Genomic DNA, 16,381 nt, shown 5'->3' with positions numbered 1-16,381 from the left:
AGATCTCACATGCTGACCTTATGGTCAAATAACAATCAGAAATAAAAGTCAACGGCAGCCTTAAATATCGAGGCATCAAACAAATAAAAGCAATAGATTACAATACATAACCATATGAATAGTTTTTATAAGGACAATGAAAATTATTTTTATAAAATAAAATTACCACCATGATATTGAATATGTGCCGTCTGTACTTCGCCTTTTTTACCGCTATTTTTAATTGCATTTTGAACTAATATTGGCTGAGGAGGTTTTTGGTTACAGCCTTGGCTTTTAAGCTAAGCTGTTTATTTTGCTTTTCATTATTGACCCGTCTATAAGTGTAGAGCTGATAATCGCCCCACTGATTTGATAAGGAGCAGGTAAATAATGCGCACAGTGTCTGAACTAGCAAAGCACTTTCACCTATCACGAACAACGATTTTGTACTACGAACGTATTGGCCTATTAAGCCCAAGTTTTCGCGCTGAAAATGGTTATCGTTGGTATGGTGACAAAGAGGTTTCTCGCCTCGCAAGCATTGTCGCTTATCGTGCTTTTGGTATGCCCATTGCGGATATAAAACCGTTACTTAATCAAACCAGTGCATCGTCTCAAGCTCAATTATTAAAAACTCAATTTTATAAACTTGAGCAAGAGATAAACAAACTGCGCAAGCAACAACAAGCGATTGTTGTAACACTTAAAGAACCGGGATTATTGGAGGAAAAAATGGTAACTAAGCAACGTTGGGTAGCAATAATGCGTGCATCAGGATTCAATGACCAAGAGATGAAAAAATGGCACCAGAACTTTGAAGCCATGGAGCCAAAAGAGCACCAAAAATTTTTAGAATCTTTGGGCATAGATGAGGAAGAAATCTCTAAAATTAGAGCTTTATAGTGAATTACTAGCGCCTAACTTATCTGAAAACTGCTGACATCTAAGGCTAATATCAAGTGATATTAGCCTTTTTTAACCTAAAAATGTCTATTAATTAGCGCCTATCAAGAAAAAACCCAGTAACAATACTTAAGAAGAAAAATCGAAATAATAGACTTGTGACAAACTTAATTAGCCAATACAGAACATTTAGTAATTTAATTCGGAATTCATAACAAAAAACTAATTACTACTTAACCTATTTTTTACGCACTTTATCGCATTTTACTTACTCGGTTACATTTCCTCTAAAGTAAAAATGTTATAAAAGCAAATTACTATACAAATGTTCAGATATTCACGCGATTATTATTTATCAGGGAAAATATGAAATATTCAATAAAGTCTGCCTTACTTTGCCTATGTGTTGCAGCCAGTGGCTCAGCCTTGGCAAAAAACAGTATTAGCGACGATAAATTCCGTCAGTTAGAAGAAAATTTACCTACGCCGAATACCTATCGCACTGCATCTGGTGCGCCAGGTCATCAGTATTGGCAACAAGATGTCGATTACAAAATAGACATAACGCTAAATGACGAAACACAAACGTTGTCAGGAAGCGAGACTATTGACTATACCAACAACTCTCCCGATACCTTACGTTACTTATGGTTTCAGCTTGATCAAAATAAATTGGCAGAAAATGCCAGTTCAAAAACTACTCGTACTGCACCAAATAAAAAGATCACTTATCGCGGTTTACGCAATGTTATTGAGTCAGAGCAATTCAATGGCGGTTATGACATAACTAAGGTTACCGGCGCAAATGGCAAAGCCTTAAAATATATTATTAACGGCACTATGATGCGCATTGATTTACCTAAGTCATTAAAGTCGGGCGACAGTGTCGAGTTAAACATTGATTGGAATTATCAATTACACGAGCAAAAAGTACTAGGTGGCCGTTCAGGTTACGAATACTTTAAAGAAGATGATAACTACCTTTACGAAATTGCCAGTTGGTTTCCGCGCGCCGCAGCCTACTATGATGTTATGGGGTGGCAGAACAAACAATTTATCGGCAGCGGTGAGTTTACCTTAGAGTTTGGTGATTACGACGTTAACATTACGGTTCCTGCCGACCATGTTGTTGCTGCAACTGGTGTTTTACAAAATCCCAAAGCGGTTTTAACCAAAACTCAGCGTCAACGTTTGGAAGAAGCTAAAAGTGCTGATAAACCTGTATTAATTATTACGCCAGAAGAAGCGTTATCAAACGAAAAGTCACGCTCTAAGAAAACTAAAACATGGCAATTTGAAGCGAAAAATGTCCGTGATTTTGCCTTTGCCTCAAGCCGTAAATTTATTTGGGATGCCCAAGGTTACAAAGGTGGTAAAACAGATACTATGGCAATGTCTTTCTACCCAAATGAAGGTAACCCGTTGTGGGAAAAATACTCTACCGAGTCAATTATTCATACCATGGAGCAATACAACAAATATACTTTCGATTACCCATACCCTGTGTCTATCTCGGTAAATGGTCCGGTTGGTGGCATGGAATATCCAATGATCACCTTTAATGGTCCACGCCCAACTTTAGATAAAAAAACCGGTGAAAAAACTTATTCTCGTCGTACTAAGTATGGCTTAATTGGCGTTATTATTCATGAAGTTGGACACAACTATTTCCCAATGATAGTAAACTCTGACGAACGTCAGTGGACTTGGATGGATGAAGGCTTAAATACCTTCCTCCAGTTTGTAGCTGAACAAGCGTGGGAAGAAAACTACCCGTCACGTCGTGGTCACGCGGCCAATATTACCACATACATGAAAAGCAATAACCAAGTGCCAATTATGACTAACTCAGAGTCTATTCTACAGTTTGGTAACAACGCTTACGGCAAGCCAGCAACGGCATTAAACATTTTACGCGAAACCATTATGGGCCGCGAACTATTTGACTTTGCCTTTAGAGAATATGCACAGCGCTGGAAATTTAAGCGCCCGACCCCAGCTGACTTTTTCCGCACGATGGAAGACGCATCAGGTGTTGATTTAGACTGGTTCTGGCGTGGTTGGTTCTATACAACAGATCACGTTGATATTGCTTTAGGTAATATTCACTTATACCGTCCGAATAGCCAAAATCCAGACACAGAAGAGGCATGGGAAAGAGCATTAGAAAACGAAAAACCAGACTTTATTAGTGATATTCGTAATAAAGGCCATTGGCTACGTACACAGGACAAGCCCGAGTTACTCGATTTTTATAACGAGCATGACCAATTTACCGCCACCAACAAAGCACGTAATAAGTACAATGCTAATAATAAAAAGCTAGAGCAATGGCAAAAAGACCTACTTGTTGACGAACGCAACTTCTACATCGTTGATTTTGAAAACAAAGGCGGTTTAGTAATGCCAATAATTTTAGACTTAACATTTGCCGACAACACAGTTGAACGCGTAACCTTGCCTGCAGAAATTTGGCGTCGTAATAGCAAAAAAGTTTCTAAGTTATTTATTCGCGATAAAGAAATTACTGCTATTGCCATTGACCCAAATTGGGAAACTGCTGATGTAGATGTAAATAACAACTACTGGCCTGCGCGCCCAATTAAATCACGTTTTGATTTATACAAGCGCAAGAAGAAAGACATGATGCGTGATTACAATGTTGAATTAAAAACGCAAGATAGTGAAAAAGACGAAAAAACAAAGGTTAAACAATAGCCATGTTATTAACTTTAGCTAAACGTTTTGTAGTTTTGCTATTGTGTGGGTTGGCCGCCAATGCGCTGGCCCACCGTTATTTTTTTAGCATTACTGACCTAACATTAAATGAAAATAGCCATGTAATTGAAGTTATTCATCAAATAACCGCGCATGATATTGATAATGCGATTGCCCAAGCAAAACAAATTCATTTTTCAACGGCACATCCTGACTATGATAAGCTTATTCGTCAATATGTTGAGGCTCACTTTCAATTGCATTACCAGCAACAGCAAGTACCACTAACTTGGGTGGGACTGGAAATTAGCAAAGGTAATATCTACATTTACCAAGAAGCAAAGTTTGCTAATTCGTTACTTGGCTTAGAAATATCTAACAGTTTGTTAATTAGTAGCTACCCTAAGCAAATAAATACTGTTAATTATCGCGATAAGTCGATAAAAGGTAGCCTAACTTTCAAAAGATCAGTTACTATTAATAAAATAGCCAATAATAATTAATGCTAGTAGATTTACATTTTGCTCATATACGTGCAAAATCAAATAACTAGTTAAAACCAAAAGGTTTCGGAAACTTCATGAATGTAGAGTTTATTAACCCGTTTTTGTCTTCAATGCTCAATGTTATGTCAACAATGGCGCAAATGGAGCTTACCCCTGAAAAACCGCGCTTAAAGAAAAATGAAGTAGCGCAGGGTGATGTTTCGGGCTTAATTGGTATGGTCAGTGAACAAACCAAAGGCTCATTATCTATAACATTTGAAGGTAGTCTTGCCTTAGCAACCATGAAAGGCATGGTTGGTGAAGGTCCAGATGAAATTAACGAAGAAATTACCGACTTAGTAGGTGAAATCACCAATATGGTTACCGGCGGCGCAAAGCGTATGCTGAGTGAAAAAGGTTTTGAGTTTGATATGGCAACGCCTATGGTTGTCTCAGGTAAAGACCACACCATTAATCATAAAGCTGACGGGCCTATCGTAATTATTCCGCTAGCGTCTGAGCACGGTAAAGCATTTATTGAATTTAGTTTCGATAAATAAGCAACAATTAATGACTCATAAGCCTCGTTCATTCGGGGCTTTTTTATGTTCTGCCCTTTCTCAAACGTCTTATTCTGCAAGATGAAACATAACCAGTACTAATGCTATAGTATGAGCTTTCCACTTAAAGAGTAGAATATGTGGCAGCAATTTGAGTTATCGTTAAAACCTTATCGCCGGGGCTTTCATTTAATTACCGCAGACATTGAACAAGCTATTGCCAAGCTTGCTCCGGTAAACTGTGGCTTATTACATATATTTATAAAGCACTCTTCCGCATCGTTGACCATAAATGAAAATGCCGATCCCACGGTACGTGATGATATGGAAAGCCACTTTAATAAATTTGTTCCCGAGAATGCCTCATACTATCGCCACACCTACGAAGGCCCTGACGATATGCCTGCACATATAAAAGCGAGCACGCTAGGTAATAATTTAACCATTCCACTCACCAATGGCGCAATGAATTTAGGAATTTGGCAAGGAATTTACTTGGGCGAACATAGAGAACACGCCGGCAAACGAACCTTAGTGTTAACGCTGAACGGTGAGTAGCAAAAGTTTTATGGCAAACTAACTTTCTGTATAGATAAAAATTAACGCGCCACTATTAGGCAAGCTGCATATGCACTCGACGAGTTATATTACATAAAAGCTCATAGGGTATGGTTGTGGCAAATTCTGCGACTTCTTCAACGGGTAAACCTTTACCCCAAAGCGTGGCGATATCACCGACTTGCTCATTGCCATTGGTGCCTAAATCCACCGTGATCATATCCATAGATACGCGGCCAATTAATGGCACACGTCGGCCATTAATTAAAACAGGAGTACCATTGGGTGCATGACGAGGATAGCCATCACCATAACCAATAGCGATCACAGCTATGGTTGTTGCCCTGTCACTAACCCAAGCACCACCATAACCAACGGCCTCACCGGCAGCAATTTCACGAATAGCAATTAGACTTGATTGCAGAGTCATTACCGGTGCTAAGTTTTCGATACTAGTATCAGACGATAAAGGAGAGACCCCATATAACATTAACCCAGGGCGCAACCAGTGATAATGACTTTCAGGCCATTGAAGTACAGCAGCAGAGTTAGCCAAACTTTTTTCTATATTAAAACCTGTAGTCAGCGCTTCAAACAAGGCTATTTGATTAGCTGTTACTGAGTTTTCTAATTCGTCAGCACAACCTAAATGACTCATCAACACGATAGGTTGTTGTACATTTTTTGATTGCGTAAGCGCTTGATAAAAGTATTCAAATTGGTCGGGATTAATACCTAACCTATGCATACCTGTATCAATTTTTAGCCAAACTTTTAACGGTTTCTCTAAGTCGGCTTTTAAAATTGCTTCAAGCTGCTGACTGTTATGGACGATTGTTTGCAGGTTATTGACCGCTAAAATATCAATATCTGATTGCGAAAAAAAACCTTCAAGTAAAACAATAGGCTTTACAATACCTGCAGCCCTTAGTGCTAAGGCTTCTTCAATGCGAGCAACACCAAAAGCATCAGCATTAGGCAACGCCTTAGCAATACGTTCTAAGCCATGGCCATAACCATTGGCTTTTAACACTGCTAATATTTTGCTGTTTGGAGAGCAAGACTGCACTAAGCGATAATTATTTTCTAACGCTGCTAAATCAATAATCGCGGTTGCCGTTCGAAGTGTCATCCTTGCTTAATCTTCCTCAAGCACGTGTGGACCCGCATAATTATCAAAACGAGAGAATTGACCTTGAAAAGTTAACGGTACACGGCCAATTGGCCCGTTACGTTGTTTACCTATAATTATTTCAGCCATACCTTTAAATTCTGAATCATCATGATAAACCTCATCACGATATATAAACATGATTAAGTCGGCATCTTGCTCAATTGAACCTGATTCACGCAAGTCCGAGTTAACAGGACGCTTATCTGCACGCTGCTCCAAACTACGGTTAAGCTGTGACAACGCCACAACAGGCACTTCTAATTCTTTCGCCAAAGCTTTCAGTGAACGCGAAATCTCCGCAATTTCTAAGGTACGGTTATCCGCAAATTGCGGTGCGCGCATTAATTGCAAGTAATCAATCATGATCAAGCTGATACCACCATGATCTCTGGCAATTCGACGAGCACGGGAACGTACTTCGGTCGGCGTAAGACCTGCGGCATCATCAATAAACATTTTGCCTTTTTCCATCAACAAGCCCATAGTTGATGACAATCGCGCCCAATCTTCATCTTCAAGTTGACCTGTACGAATTTTCGTTTGGTCAATGCGCCCTAGTGAAGCCAGCATCCTCATCATAATTTGTTCTGAAGGCATCTCTAAACTAAAAATAAGCGCTGGTTTGTCTTCTGTCATGGCAGCATGTTCGGCCAAGTTCATTGCAAATGTGGTTTTACCCATAGATGGACGTGCCGCAACAATGATCAAATCTGATTTTTGTAAACCCGCGGTCATTTTATCTAAATCGCTATAACCACTAGAAACACCAGTAACACCGCCAGTTGGTGACGAACAAAGTTTTTCAATACGATCAACCGTTTTCTCTAACACTGAGCTAATATTTTCTGGACCTTCCGATTTATTTGCTCTTTGTTCCGCTATTGCAAAAACCTTAGTTTCAGCAAAATCGAGTAAGTCTGCACTAGTGCGCCCTTGCGTATCATAACCTGCCTCAGCAATTTCATTGGCAACACTGATCATTTCACGAGTTACTGCACGTTCACGTACGATATCAGCATAAGCGGTGATGTTGGCAGCACTTGGCGTGTTTTTCATCATTTCAGCAAGATAAACAAAACCACCAGCATCTTCTAATTTTTGATCATTTTCTAAGGCTTCAGATAAGGTGATCAAATCAACCGGCTCACCAAGTTCAATAAGAGAGCCAATGGTTTCAAAGGTAATACGGTGTGAGCGACTGTAAAAGTCTTGTGCAACAACACGTTCACCAACTCTATCCCAGGTTTCATTGTCTAACAGTAAGCCGCCAAGTACTGATTGTTCAGCCTCTAAAGAATGCGGTGGAACTTTTAGTTCATCTATCTGTTTGTCTTTAGGAAATTGGTTGTTTTTACTAAACTTGGCTGGCTTTCGATCGGCCATATTGCACCTTAAACTTGTGGCGAAAATTATAAAAATTATTCGAAAATAAAGAGTGCTAATGTAGCAGAAATTAACCTTAAGAAAAATGCTCAAGCAAAAAGAAATATTCTAGAGAGCGATTACATGCAACTTATAGGGTTGCCATGGGCAAGTAATAATTATCAAGAAATGGCGCAGAGCTTGAACAAAAAATGCCAATCAATAACATGATTGGCATTTTTGTTGAAACCGCCTGCTATTTACTTAACTTCTATATGTCCACTCACAGTACTTGCTCGTACTGAACTGCTGCCATTACCAGTTTCAAACGATAATTTAGAACTTGGGCCATATTTTGCACGTTTTGCTTTCGCCGATGTTAAGCGATTAACAATATCACCACCTGCATTAGTTTTTAAATTAAAGCTCGCCTGCACTTCATTTTTAAAATCTACTTCCAAGCTGCCACTTACACTCGACATTTTCAGCAAACCTTTATCATTTAACGAAAGGTTACCATTAAAACTACCACTTACAGTTGAAACAATGAGCTCGTCTATTTCCGCTAACTGTAAATCAATATCGCCGGAAACAGATTTCGCCGAAATTTCATTAGCAGTCGATGTTGAGTCTAAACTGCCGCTAACAGTTTTAAAATTAGCACGCCCCTTTGAGTTGCGATCTTCAATGTCACCACTGACCGATGACAGGCGTAATTTACCTGATAAATTTCTACTGTTAATATCGCCACTTACAGTTACTAGCTCTACTTGTTCCATTAAATTTTTCGCTTTAACGTCACCACTAACCGTTTGAATTTCAGCGCCATTGGTAAAGTTATCAATGTCGATATTTGATGAAACCCCTTTAAAGCTAACGCGCACATGCTTAGGCAGTTCAATCGTTAAATTTGAGCCATCTGCACCCCAGCTATTATGGTTGTTATGTGGTATTTCAACTTTAATAATGATGCGCGAACCTGACTTTTCAAACGTTAAGCCTTCAGCTTTATCATCTAATTCACCAGAAACTGATACTGTGTCACTGTTATTACCAGTAACTTTCACTTCACCACGTAAATTCTCAATTGTGACACTTTTGGCATTGCCCAACGACATTGACTCATCAACCTGTTCGCCTGCTACCGCAGGTATTGCCGCACTAAGTACTAGAAGTGACAAATAATTACGTAAGTTTCCCATATAAACCTCTTAATTCTTATTCAGTTTCATATCTAATAACAACTAAATACCGACTATATTGTTTGCCATTGCGGGCTATATAATTGTTTTAGTAAATCTAATTCTTGCTTTTGTGTCCAACGTAATAGATTTAATAAATCACTATTATTTGGATCATCAGCAAGTGCTTTGCTAATTGTTTTTTGAGCTGAGCTCAATTTATTTAATTCCGCCTGCATGGCTTCAGAAAGCTGCTTTACATCAGGAGTACCAAAACTCACTAGCATGGTTTGTTTTTGTCGCTCAAAATCTTGTTGCATTTCAGCAACCAAATTTACTGGGTTTTGCGTACTTTCCTGTTGTGGGCCTAAAGTAACCCAAGTAAGCAAAACCGCAGCAACAACAGATGCAGCCCAAGCTGTTGGCATAAAAACTTTATTACTATCACTGGTTACTGTTTGGCTCTTTTGGTTTATGGCTTTCTCAATACCAGACCACAAGTCACGCTCTGGCGTCATTTCTTGTGGTAACTTCGCGATAGCATCACGTAAATTCTGCTCTGTACCTCTGTTTTCGGTCATTGACTGTTTCATATTCTACTCACTTAACGACTCGCGTAACAAACCTTTTGCCCTATGGTATTGTGATTTGCTCGACCCTACCGCCATACCTAACATTTTCGCAATTTCTTCATGGCGGTAACCTTCAATGGCAAATAACACAAAAACCTGTCGCGCTCTTTCCGGTAATGTTTGAATTTTCTGATCTAAGTTCGACAATTCAGGCATTTCCACCGTTACATCTTCAACAACTTGTTCTTCAATACTAAAGATACGTTGAAGCCAAGTTTTATTCTTGCGAATGTGTCCTAAGACAATATTGGTGGCAACACTATGCAACCAGGTCGAAAACTTACTTTCACCACGAAAATTATTAATTTTCTGCCATAACTGCACAAACACTTCCTGACAAACATCTTCGGCACTGTCTTTATCTGCCAACATACGCCAGCACAAGGCATATATGCGACGATGGTAGCTTTCATATAAATGATAAAATGCCTGTTGGTTACCCTGCTGAGCTTGCGCTATCCATTGTGACTCAACATCTGGGCTAAAACGTTCATGGGCATCAATAATTTTTAACTTATCCAAAAAGTAAATTCTCGATGTTTTGCTTAATTATTAAGTTAGATGCAGTATGCCGTAAAAGGGTTTAAAGAAAAGTAAAAATAAATTATTTTTTTTGAAATGAAGTTATTGGAAGCTAAAAGTTATTATGCTGGTTAACTAGGAACAGAGGTTTTAATATAATGAAGCATCGTCATTCTTTGTCATCCATACCCCTTAATATTGCCTACATAAAAGTAGGTCATTAGAGTAATGCGGGAGCAATTGCCGAGATGCACTAAAGCCTTAAAAAACAGCAAGCTTGAGAGAGGGTTGAATATAAAAAAAGCGCCAAAAGGCGCTTTTCTCGTTGGTAAACTAGCAGAATTACTTCTTGCTAAGTGCACCAAAACGTTTATTGAATTTATCAACACGACCACCAGTCTCAGCAGCTTTTTGCTTACCAGTGTAGAATGGGTGACATTCAGAACATACGTCTAAGTGTAAGTCTTTACCTACAGTTGAACGAGTTTTGATAACGTGACCACAAGAACAAGTTGCATTGAACTCAACGTAATTAGGATGAATACCGTCTTTCATGGGAACCTCTGTTAAGGCCGTATCGCCACTTGATCAGTCATTATTGCTGCCAAGCACCATACGAGTTAAAAATAATGGAGGCGAATATTATAGGAACCCGAGCACCATAGCAATAAATATCGCTAAAAAAATGAACAATTAACAATATTATTCGCTAAAAAGTTATTTCTGCTAACTTTCTCACTTGGCTTCGGTCAATTTACCAGTAGAATACTGGTTAACATTTGGTTTTAACATGACAATAATTTGTGGCAATAACTTCACCTGACAAATACGTACAAGTCGCGATTCCTGTCCCTATGCGTCAATTGTTTAGCTATACATTACCCGACAAGTTAAACATACCTGCAATGCAATTAGGTGAACGCGTTATAGTGCCATTTGGCGCTCGCCAGGTAGTTGCCATTGTTTTGTCAATTGACGAAGAAAGTGAATATAACCCCGAAAAATTAAAACCAATCTTAAGCCGCGTTAATGATAACTTTCACTTTTCTAGCGAAATTTTAACCTTTTTGCGCCGATGTGCTGATTATTACCATCACCCTGTAGGTGATGTTTTTCAACAAGCATTACCTGTGTTATTGCGACAAATTAAACAACCCGATGTGGATTTGCCGAAAATTTGGCTGGCAAAAATATCATTAACCGAAGAAGAGCAAGCGGCAACGGCAAAAAAGTCACCTAAGCAAGGCGAATTACTGGCTTTATTGCGTCAACATCAAGGGTTAACTTGGTCAGAATTATTAACGCTAGGTTTTAAAAAAGCCCACTTAAATGCCTTAGAAAAAAAGCAGTTCATTTATGCCAAAACACGTGCAATTGAAACATTCTCATGGCATGAAAGCAATTTACAGCAAGAAAACCGTTTAGAACTGTCGGCAGAGCAAGCGGTGATTGTGGCAACCATTAAAGAAATGCAACAGCAATTCTCTTGTCATTTAATTGATGGCATCACAGGTAGTGGCAAAACTGAAGTTTATTTACAGGCCATGGAACAAATATTATCAGCCAATAAACAAGTATTAGTGCTGGTACCAGAAATAGGCTTAACACCACAAACTCTTTCCCGCTTCGAGCAACGCTTTAATGTGCCTATTTGCTTACATCACTCAGGGCTAAATGATAAAGAGCGCCTACAAACATGGCTTGAAGCACAACGTGGCTCTGCCGCTATTGTTATTGGTACCCGCTCGGCTATTTTTACCCCACTGCATGATCTAGGCATGATTATTGTTGATGAAGAGCATGATGCATCGTTTAAACAACAAGATAGTTTCCGTTACCATGGCCGAGATATTGCGATTTTAAGAGCTCGGCAACTCAACATTCCTATTTTACTGGGCAGTGCTACACCAAGCTTAGAATCATTACAAAATGCTCTTGCCGGACGTTATCATTATCATCAACTTAAAAAGCGCGCCGGTAAAGCGTCAACAGCAAAAATCAGTTTAATTGATGTAGCCCAGCAGCAAATGGAACATGGGCTGTCGGGCACGTTAAAGCAAGCAATTAAAAATACGCTAGCGCGTGGTGAACAAGCGCTTATATTTCTTAATCGCCGAGGTTATGCACCTGCTATTAACTGCCAAGAATGTCATTGGATTGCTGACTGTCAACGCTGCGATAAACCTTATACCTTGCATCAAGGGCAGCGCTTATTGATTTGCCACCATTGCGGTAGCCAAAAGCGCATTCCGCCGCAGTGTCCAAGTTGTGGCAGCATTCGCATAAAACCGCTTGGCCAAGGCACAGAGCAATTAGAAGAAAAGATAACTGCACTATTCCCAGAGTATAGCGCCGTGCGCATTGACCGAGACAGCACCCGCAAAAAGGGGGAATTAGCGAAATTATTACAACAGGTAACTAATAAAGAGCACCAGCTATTAATTGGCACACAAATGTTAGCAAAAGGACACCATTTTCCTGATGTAACTTTAGTGGCAATACTCGACGTCGATGGTGCTTTATTTAGCTATGATTTTCGTGCCGCCGAACATATGGCGCAGCTGTTAGTGCAAGTGTCAGGTAGAGCGGGCCGAGCTAGCAAGCCTGGCAAAGTCATGGTGCAAAGTAATTTCCCTGACCACCCATTACTGCAAGACTTAATTAATAACGGCTATCAACATTTTGCGAAACACGCACTGGTTGAGCGTCAACAGGCGTTATTGCCGCCTTTTAGTTTTCAAGCCTTGTTTCGTGCTGAAGCGAATTATCCATCCTACCCAGAAAAGTTCTTAAGAGCACTTTCAGAAGTAAGTTATGATGGTTGCCAATTTGCCGGCCCAGTACCTGCAGCTATGGAAAAGAAAGCCGGTAAGTTTCGCTACCATTTAATATTAGAGGCAAAATCAAGAAAACAGTTACACCAAGCGGTGTTTCAGTTGATTCATCACCATGCAAATAACGAATGGCAATCTAAAGTGCGTTGGACAGTTGATATCGATCCTATGGATTTAAGTTGGTAAATTAAAACACTAATAAGCATTTACAAACTATCGCTGACAAAGTAGTGATATTTTTCTACCAGTTGGTTAGAATTGTCGAAAGTTTTCCAGTTTAAGTTTTCCATGGCACATCAAGATTACGTTTCCCGCTCTCGAGCAAAAAATAAAAAGCAAAGCCCTTATAAAAAGAATGTTGAGCCAGCACCTGCAATATCGATAAAAGTAAAAATTATTTCACTATTTTTGCTGATTGCTCTACCTGCTTTTGGCTATTTGCTATGGACGATTAAAGACAAGCAACCCGAAGCGGTCGTTAGCCCAAAAGCAGCTAAAACAACGCAAGCAAAAGCAACAGAATTACCTAAACCTCCAGAAGAAAAATGGACTTATGTTGATGACTTAAAAAGTAAAGAAGTTGAAGTGGGTGAGTATGAAGTAACACAAAAAGGGCCTTATAAAATGCAATGTGGCTCCTTTAAAACCCGTAAGCAAGCGGAAGCTTTAAAAGCCAAAATTGCCTTTACTGGCCTAGAAGCTATGGTCAGTAAATCTGTTGGTACAACTGCTACTTGGTACAAAGTGTATTTAGGCCCTTATCCAAAAAAACGTGGCGCAGAAAAAGACAAACATAAGCTTAAAAACAACTCAGTACACGGCTGTAAAATTTGGAACTGGAACTAGCGGCTGTTGATCTTTCAGGGTTAAAATTTATTCAATTTAAAACGGTTTTAATCACGACGAGAGATTTGCAGCATAGTCGCTCTATGTAATAAGCGAACACTGCTTCCGCATCCTGCTCACGCTAAGTACTTACATCCATGTAGGCAATTCTATAAAAATTCCATAAATTCATCATAGCTCCCTTGAAAAAGTGTGAGCTATCCCTTATCTCTTCTACATTAGATAAGCCAGCTACCTTAGTTGGCAAAATGTAAGAGGTTAATTGTGACTACTATTGTTTCTGTCAGACGTAATGGCAAAGTTGTTATTGGTGGTGATGGCCAAGTTTCTCTTGGCAACACGGTAATGAAAGGTAATGCACGTAAAGTTCGTCGTTTGTACAATGATAAAGTACTCGCGGGTTTTGCTGGCGGTACAGCTGATGCATTCACCCTTTTTGAACGCTTTGAAAGCAAGCTAGAAATGCACCAAGGGCACTTAACAAAAGCCGCTGTTGAGCTGGCTAAAGACTGGCGTAGTGATCGTGCATTACGCAAACTTGAAGCTTTACTAGCCGTAGCTGATGAAACTGCATCTTTAATTATTACCGGCAATGGCGATGTTGTGCAACCTGAGCATGACCTAATTGCTATTGGTAGTGGTGGCAATTTTGCGCAATCAGCCGCAACTGCCCTTTTAGAAAATACCGAATTATCAGCTAAAGAAATTGTTGAAAAATCATTAAAAATTGCTGGCGACATTTGTGTATTCACCAATCACCAACATGTGATTGACGAACTTTAACGCCAGATTTGCTAAGGAATAACTATGTCGAATATGACGCCACGTGAAATAGTTCACGAATTAGACAGCCATATTGTTGGTCAAAGTGATGCTAAAAGAGCGGTTGCAATTGCCCTAAGAAACCGCTGGCGCAGAATGCAACTTAACGAAGAGTTGCGTATAGAAGTAACACCGAAAAATATCCTGATGATAGGTCCAACAGGTGTTGGTAAAACTGAAATTGCTCGTCGCTTAGCAAAGCTAGCAAATGCGCCATTTATTAAAGTAGAAGCAACAAAATTTACTGAGGTTGGTTATGTAGGTAAAGAAGTCGAAACCATTATTCGTGACCTTGCTGATATGGCAATAAAGCTCACCAAAGAGCAAGAAATGTCACGCGTAAAACACTTAGCAGAAGAAGCAGCAGAAGAGCGTATTTTAGACGTATTATTACCGCCAGCTCGTGATAGCTTCGGTAATGATGAACAAGTTGACAATAGCTCGACTCGTCAAATATTTCGCAAAAAATTGCGCGAAGGCAAACTCGACGATAAAGAAATTGAATTAGACTTGGCGGCACCACAAGTCGGAATTGAAATCATGTCACCTCCAGGTATGGAAGACATGACATCACAACTTCAAAACATGTTCCAAAGCATGTCGAGCGAAAAAACCAATAAACGTAAGCTAAGCATTAAAGATGCCTTTAAAGCATTGCAAGAAGAAGAAGCGGCGAAAATTGTCAATCAAGATGATATTAAGCAAAAAGCCATCGAATCAGTTGAGCAAAATGGTATTGTTTTTATTGATGAAATTGACAAAATTTGTAAGCGTGGCGATACATCTGGCCCAGACGTATCACGCGAAGGTGTACAACGCGACTTATTGCCATTAGTTGAAGGTTCAACCGTAAGTACTAAACACGGTATGGTTAAAACTGACCATATTTTGTTTATCGCTTCTGGCGCTTTCCAAATGGCCAAACCTTCTGACTTAATTCCGGAATTACAAGGTCGCTTACCTATTCGTGTTGAGCTAAAAGCACTAACAACGGAAGACTTTGTTCGTATTTTAACTGAGCCAAATGCTTCATTAACCGAGCAATATATAGCACTTCTTGCCACCGAAGGTGTCGATGTTTCATTTAGCGAAGATGGCATTCAAGCCATAGCTAATGCCGCATGGCAAGTAAACGAAAGCACAGAAAACATTGGTGCGCGACGCTTGCATACTATGATGGAACGTTTGGTGGAAGAGTTATCGTTTACCGCCAATGATCGCGCAGGCGAAAGTATTGTGATAAATGCTGAATTTGTTAACAATATTTTAAATGATTTAGTTAAAGACGAAGACTTAAGTCGCTTTATTCTATAATTAACATCATTGCTGGAGTTGGAGTTAAATATGAGTAAAATCAGCCGCTTTACTATTGAACGACAGACTGCAAAATTATCAATGCTATTTGATAATCAAGACAGTGCAGCATTGAGCTTTGAGTATTTACGGGTATTTGCACCAACAGATGATAAAGGTCAGCCAAGTGGCTTAACACCTAAGGTTTATCACAAAAAACAAGTACAGCTGTTAAGCATTGAATCTGTCGGTAAGCATGGTTATCGCTTCATTTTCGATGACGGTCATAGCAATACTTACAGTACTGATTATTTATCAGTGTTAGTTGCTGAACACGAACAACGCTGGCAACACTATTTAAACAGTGCAAGTTCAGCCATAAACAGCCGTGAAGCAACGATAGAAATTAAAGAAGTTAAATAAGCTAAATTCAGCTTTATACTAGATTTAAAATTACAGTAAATATTAAGGCCGAAGCTTATATACTTCGGCCTTTTTTATAGAATTAA

The 16,381-nt window shown here is 39.4% G+C and carries 16 protein-coding genes; 10 read left to right on the top strand and 6 right to left on the bottom strand.

What is annotated here, in order from left to right:
• Positions 1 to 372 precede the first annotated feature (372 nt).
• From AC27HL_RS17220 to AC27HL_RS17200, 5 genes are all read left to right on the top strand, one after another.
• Positions 373 to 885, top strand: a complete 513-nt coding sequence (locus AC27HL_RS17220) for a MerR family transcriptional regulator (RefSeq protein WP_487082288.1) — start codon at positions 373 to 375, stop codon at positions 883 to 885.
• Between the two features lie 366 nt (positions 886 to 1,251).
• Positions 1,252 to 3,603 (top strand): M1 family metallopeptidase, encoded by a 2,352-nt coding sequence (locus tag AC27HL_RS17215; protein ID WP_487082287.1) that lies wholly within the window; start codon positions 1,252 to 1,254, stop codon positions 3,601 to 3,603.
• A 2-nt stretch (positions 3,604 to 3,605) separates the two neighbouring features.
• Entirely contained in the window at positions 3,606 to 4,106 is a 501-nt protein-coding gene (locus AC27HL_RS17210) for a DUF6702 family protein (protein WP_487082286.1), read from the top strand.
• Between the two features lie 77 nt (positions 4,107 to 4,183).
• On the top strand, positions 4,184 to 4,648 hold the full coding sequence (locus tag AC27HL_RS17205) for a chemotaxis protein CheX (RefSeq protein ID WP_487082285.1): 465 nt from the start codon (positions 4,184 to 4,186) through the stop codon (positions 4,646 to 4,648).
• A gap of 138 nt (positions 4,649 to 4,786) precedes the next feature.
• Complete coding sequence (locus tag AC27HL_RS17200; protein WP_487082284.1) at positions 4,787 to 5,206, top strand: secondary thiamine-phosphate synthase enzyme YjbQ; 420 nt, start codon at positions 4,787 to 4,789, stop codon at positions 5,204 to 5,206.
• A gap of 55 nt (positions 5,207 to 5,261) precedes the next feature.
• Here the strand turns inward: AC27HL_RS17200 and alr are convergent, their stop codons facing one another.
• The 6 genes from alr to rpmE form a co-directional block, all read right to left on the bottom strand.
• Positions 5,262 to 6,338: an alanine racemase gene (gene alr, locus AC27HL_RS17195; RefSeq protein WP_487082283.1), complete on the bottom strand. Its 1,077-nt coding sequence runs from the start codon at positions 6,336 to 6,338 to the stop codon at positions 5,262 to 5,264.
• 6 nt (positions 6,339 to 6,344) lie between these two features.
• Positions 6,345 to 7,763, bottom strand: coding sequence for a replicative DNA helicase (dnaB, locus tag AC27HL_RS17190; RefSeq protein WP_487082282.1), 1,419 nt, complete (start codon positions 7,761 to 7,763; stop codon positions 6,345 to 6,347).
• Positions 7,764 to 8,002: 239 nt separating this feature from the next.
• Positions 8,003 to 8,944, bottom strand: coding sequence for a DUF4097 family beta strand repeat-containing protein (locus AC27HL_RS17185; protein ID WP_487082281.1), 942 nt, complete (start codon positions 8,942 to 8,944; stop codon positions 8,003 to 8,005).
• Between the two features lie 53 nt (positions 8,945 to 8,997).
• Positions 8,998 to 9,504: a hypothetical protein gene (locus tag AC27HL_RS17180; RefSeq protein WP_487082280.1), complete on the bottom strand. Its 507-nt coding sequence runs from the start codon at positions 9,502 to 9,504 to the stop codon at positions 8,998 to 9,000.
• A 15-nt stretch (positions 9,505 to 9,519) separates the two neighbouring features.
• A complete protein-coding gene (locus AC27HL_RS17175) occupies positions 9,520 to 10,077 on the bottom strand; it encodes an RNA polymerase sigma factor (protein ID WP_487082279.1) in 558 nt (185 codons plus the stop codon).
• Between the two features lie 342 nt (positions 10,078 to 10,419).
• Positions 10,420 to 10,632 (bottom strand): 50S ribosomal protein L31, encoded by a 213-nt coding sequence (gene rpmE / locus AC27HL_RS17170; protein WP_487082278.1) that lies wholly within the window; start codon positions 10,630 to 10,632, stop codon positions 10,420 to 10,422.
• Between the two features lie 248 nt (positions 10,633 to 10,880).
• Here rpmE and priA point away from each other — a divergent pair, with 248 nt between their 5' ends.
• The 5 genes from priA (at position 10,881) to AC27HL_RS17145 (ending at position 16,295) form a co-directional block, all read left to right on the top strand.
• The gene (gene priA, locus AC27HL_RS17165; protein WP_487082277.1) at positions 10,881 to 13,097 is read left to right on the top strand and encodes a primosomal protein N'; all 2,217 of its coding nucleotides are present in this window, start codon (positions 10,881 to 10,883) and stop codon (positions 13,095 to 13,097) included.
• A 72-nt stretch (positions 13,098 to 13,169) separates the two neighbouring features.
• The gene (locus AC27HL_RS17160; RefSeq protein WP_487082276.1) at positions 13,170 to 13,757 is read left to right on the top strand and encodes an SPOR domain-containing protein; all 588 of its coding nucleotides are present in this window, start codon (positions 13,170 to 13,172) and stop codon (positions 13,755 to 13,757) included.
• 264 nt (positions 13,758 to 14,021) lie between these two features.
• Entirely contained in the window at positions 14,022 to 14,540 is a 519-nt protein-coding gene (hslV, locus tag AC27HL_RS17155) for an ATP-dependent protease subunit HslV (protein WP_487082275.1), read from the top strand.
• 24 nt (positions 14,541 to 14,564) lie between these two features.
• Positions 14,565 to 15,893: an ATP-dependent protease ATPase subunit HslU gene (gene hslU, locus AC27HL_RS17150; RefSeq protein WP_487082274.1), complete on the top strand. Its 1,329-nt coding sequence runs from the start codon at positions 14,565 to 14,567 to the stop codon at positions 15,891 to 15,893.
• Positions 15,894 to 15,923: 30 nt separating this feature from the next.
• Complete coding sequence (locus AC27HL_RS17145; protein WP_487082273.1) at positions 15,924 to 16,295, top strand: gamma-butyrobetaine hydroxylase-like domain-containing protein; 372 nt, start codon at positions 15,924 to 15,926, stop codon at positions 16,293 to 16,295.
• Positions 16,296 to 16,381 lie beyond the last annotated feature (86 nt).

Source organism: Colwellia aquaemaris (assembly GCF_057548755.1).
This window is presented reverse-complemented; position numbering and strand designations above follow the sequence as displayed.

Excerpts from the sequence above, each read along its gene's own strand:
- AC27HL_RS17205 (WP_487082285.1), top strand. The coding sequence starts at position 4,184 with ATGAATGTAGAGTTTATTAACCCGTTTTTGTCTTCAATGCTCAATGTT.
- AC27HL_RS17210 (WP_487082286.1), top strand. The coding sequence starts at position 3,606 with ATGTTATTAACTTTAGCTAAACGTTTTGTAGTTTTGCTATTGTGTGGG.
- dnaB (WP_487082282.1), bottom strand. The coding sequence starts at position 7,763 with ATGGCCGATCGAAAGCCAGCCAAGTTTAGTAAAAACAACCAATTTCCT.
- hslU (WP_487082274.1), top strand. The coding sequence starts at position 14,565 with ATGTCGAATATGACGCCACGTGAAATAGTTCACGAATTAGACAGCCAT.
- alr (WP_487082283.1), bottom strand. The coding sequence starts at position 6,338 with ATGACACTTCGAACGGCAACCGCGATTATTGATTTAGCAGCGTTAGAA.
- AC27HL_RS17200 (WP_487082284.1), top strand. The coding sequence starts at position 4,787 with ATGTGGCAGCAATTTGAGTTATCGTTAAAACCTTATCGCCGGGGCTTT.
- AC27HL_RS17185 (WP_487082281.1), bottom strand. The coding sequence starts at position 8,944 with ATGGGAAACTTACGTAATTATTTGTCACTTCTAGTACTTAGTGCGGCA.
- rpmE (WP_487082278.1), bottom strand. The coding sequence starts at position 10,632 with ATGAAAGACGGTATTCATCCTAATTACGTTGAGTTCAATGCAACTTGT.
- AC27HL_RS17220 (WP_487082288.1), top strand. The coding sequence starts at position 373 with ATGCGCACAGTGTCTGAACTAGCAAAGCACTTTCACCTATCACGAACA.
- AC27HL_RS17215 (WP_487082287.1), top strand. The coding sequence starts at position 1,252 with ATGAAATATTCAATAAAGTCTGCCTTACTTTGCCTATGTGTTGCAGCC.
- AC27HL_RS17145 (WP_487082273.1), top strand. The coding sequence starts at position 15,924 with ATGAGTAAAATCAGCCGCTTTACTATTGAACGACAGACTGCAAAATTA.
- AC27HL_RS17180 (WP_487082280.1), bottom strand. The coding sequence starts at position 9,504 with ATGACCGAAAACAGAGGTACAGAGCAGAATTTACGTGATGCTATCGCG.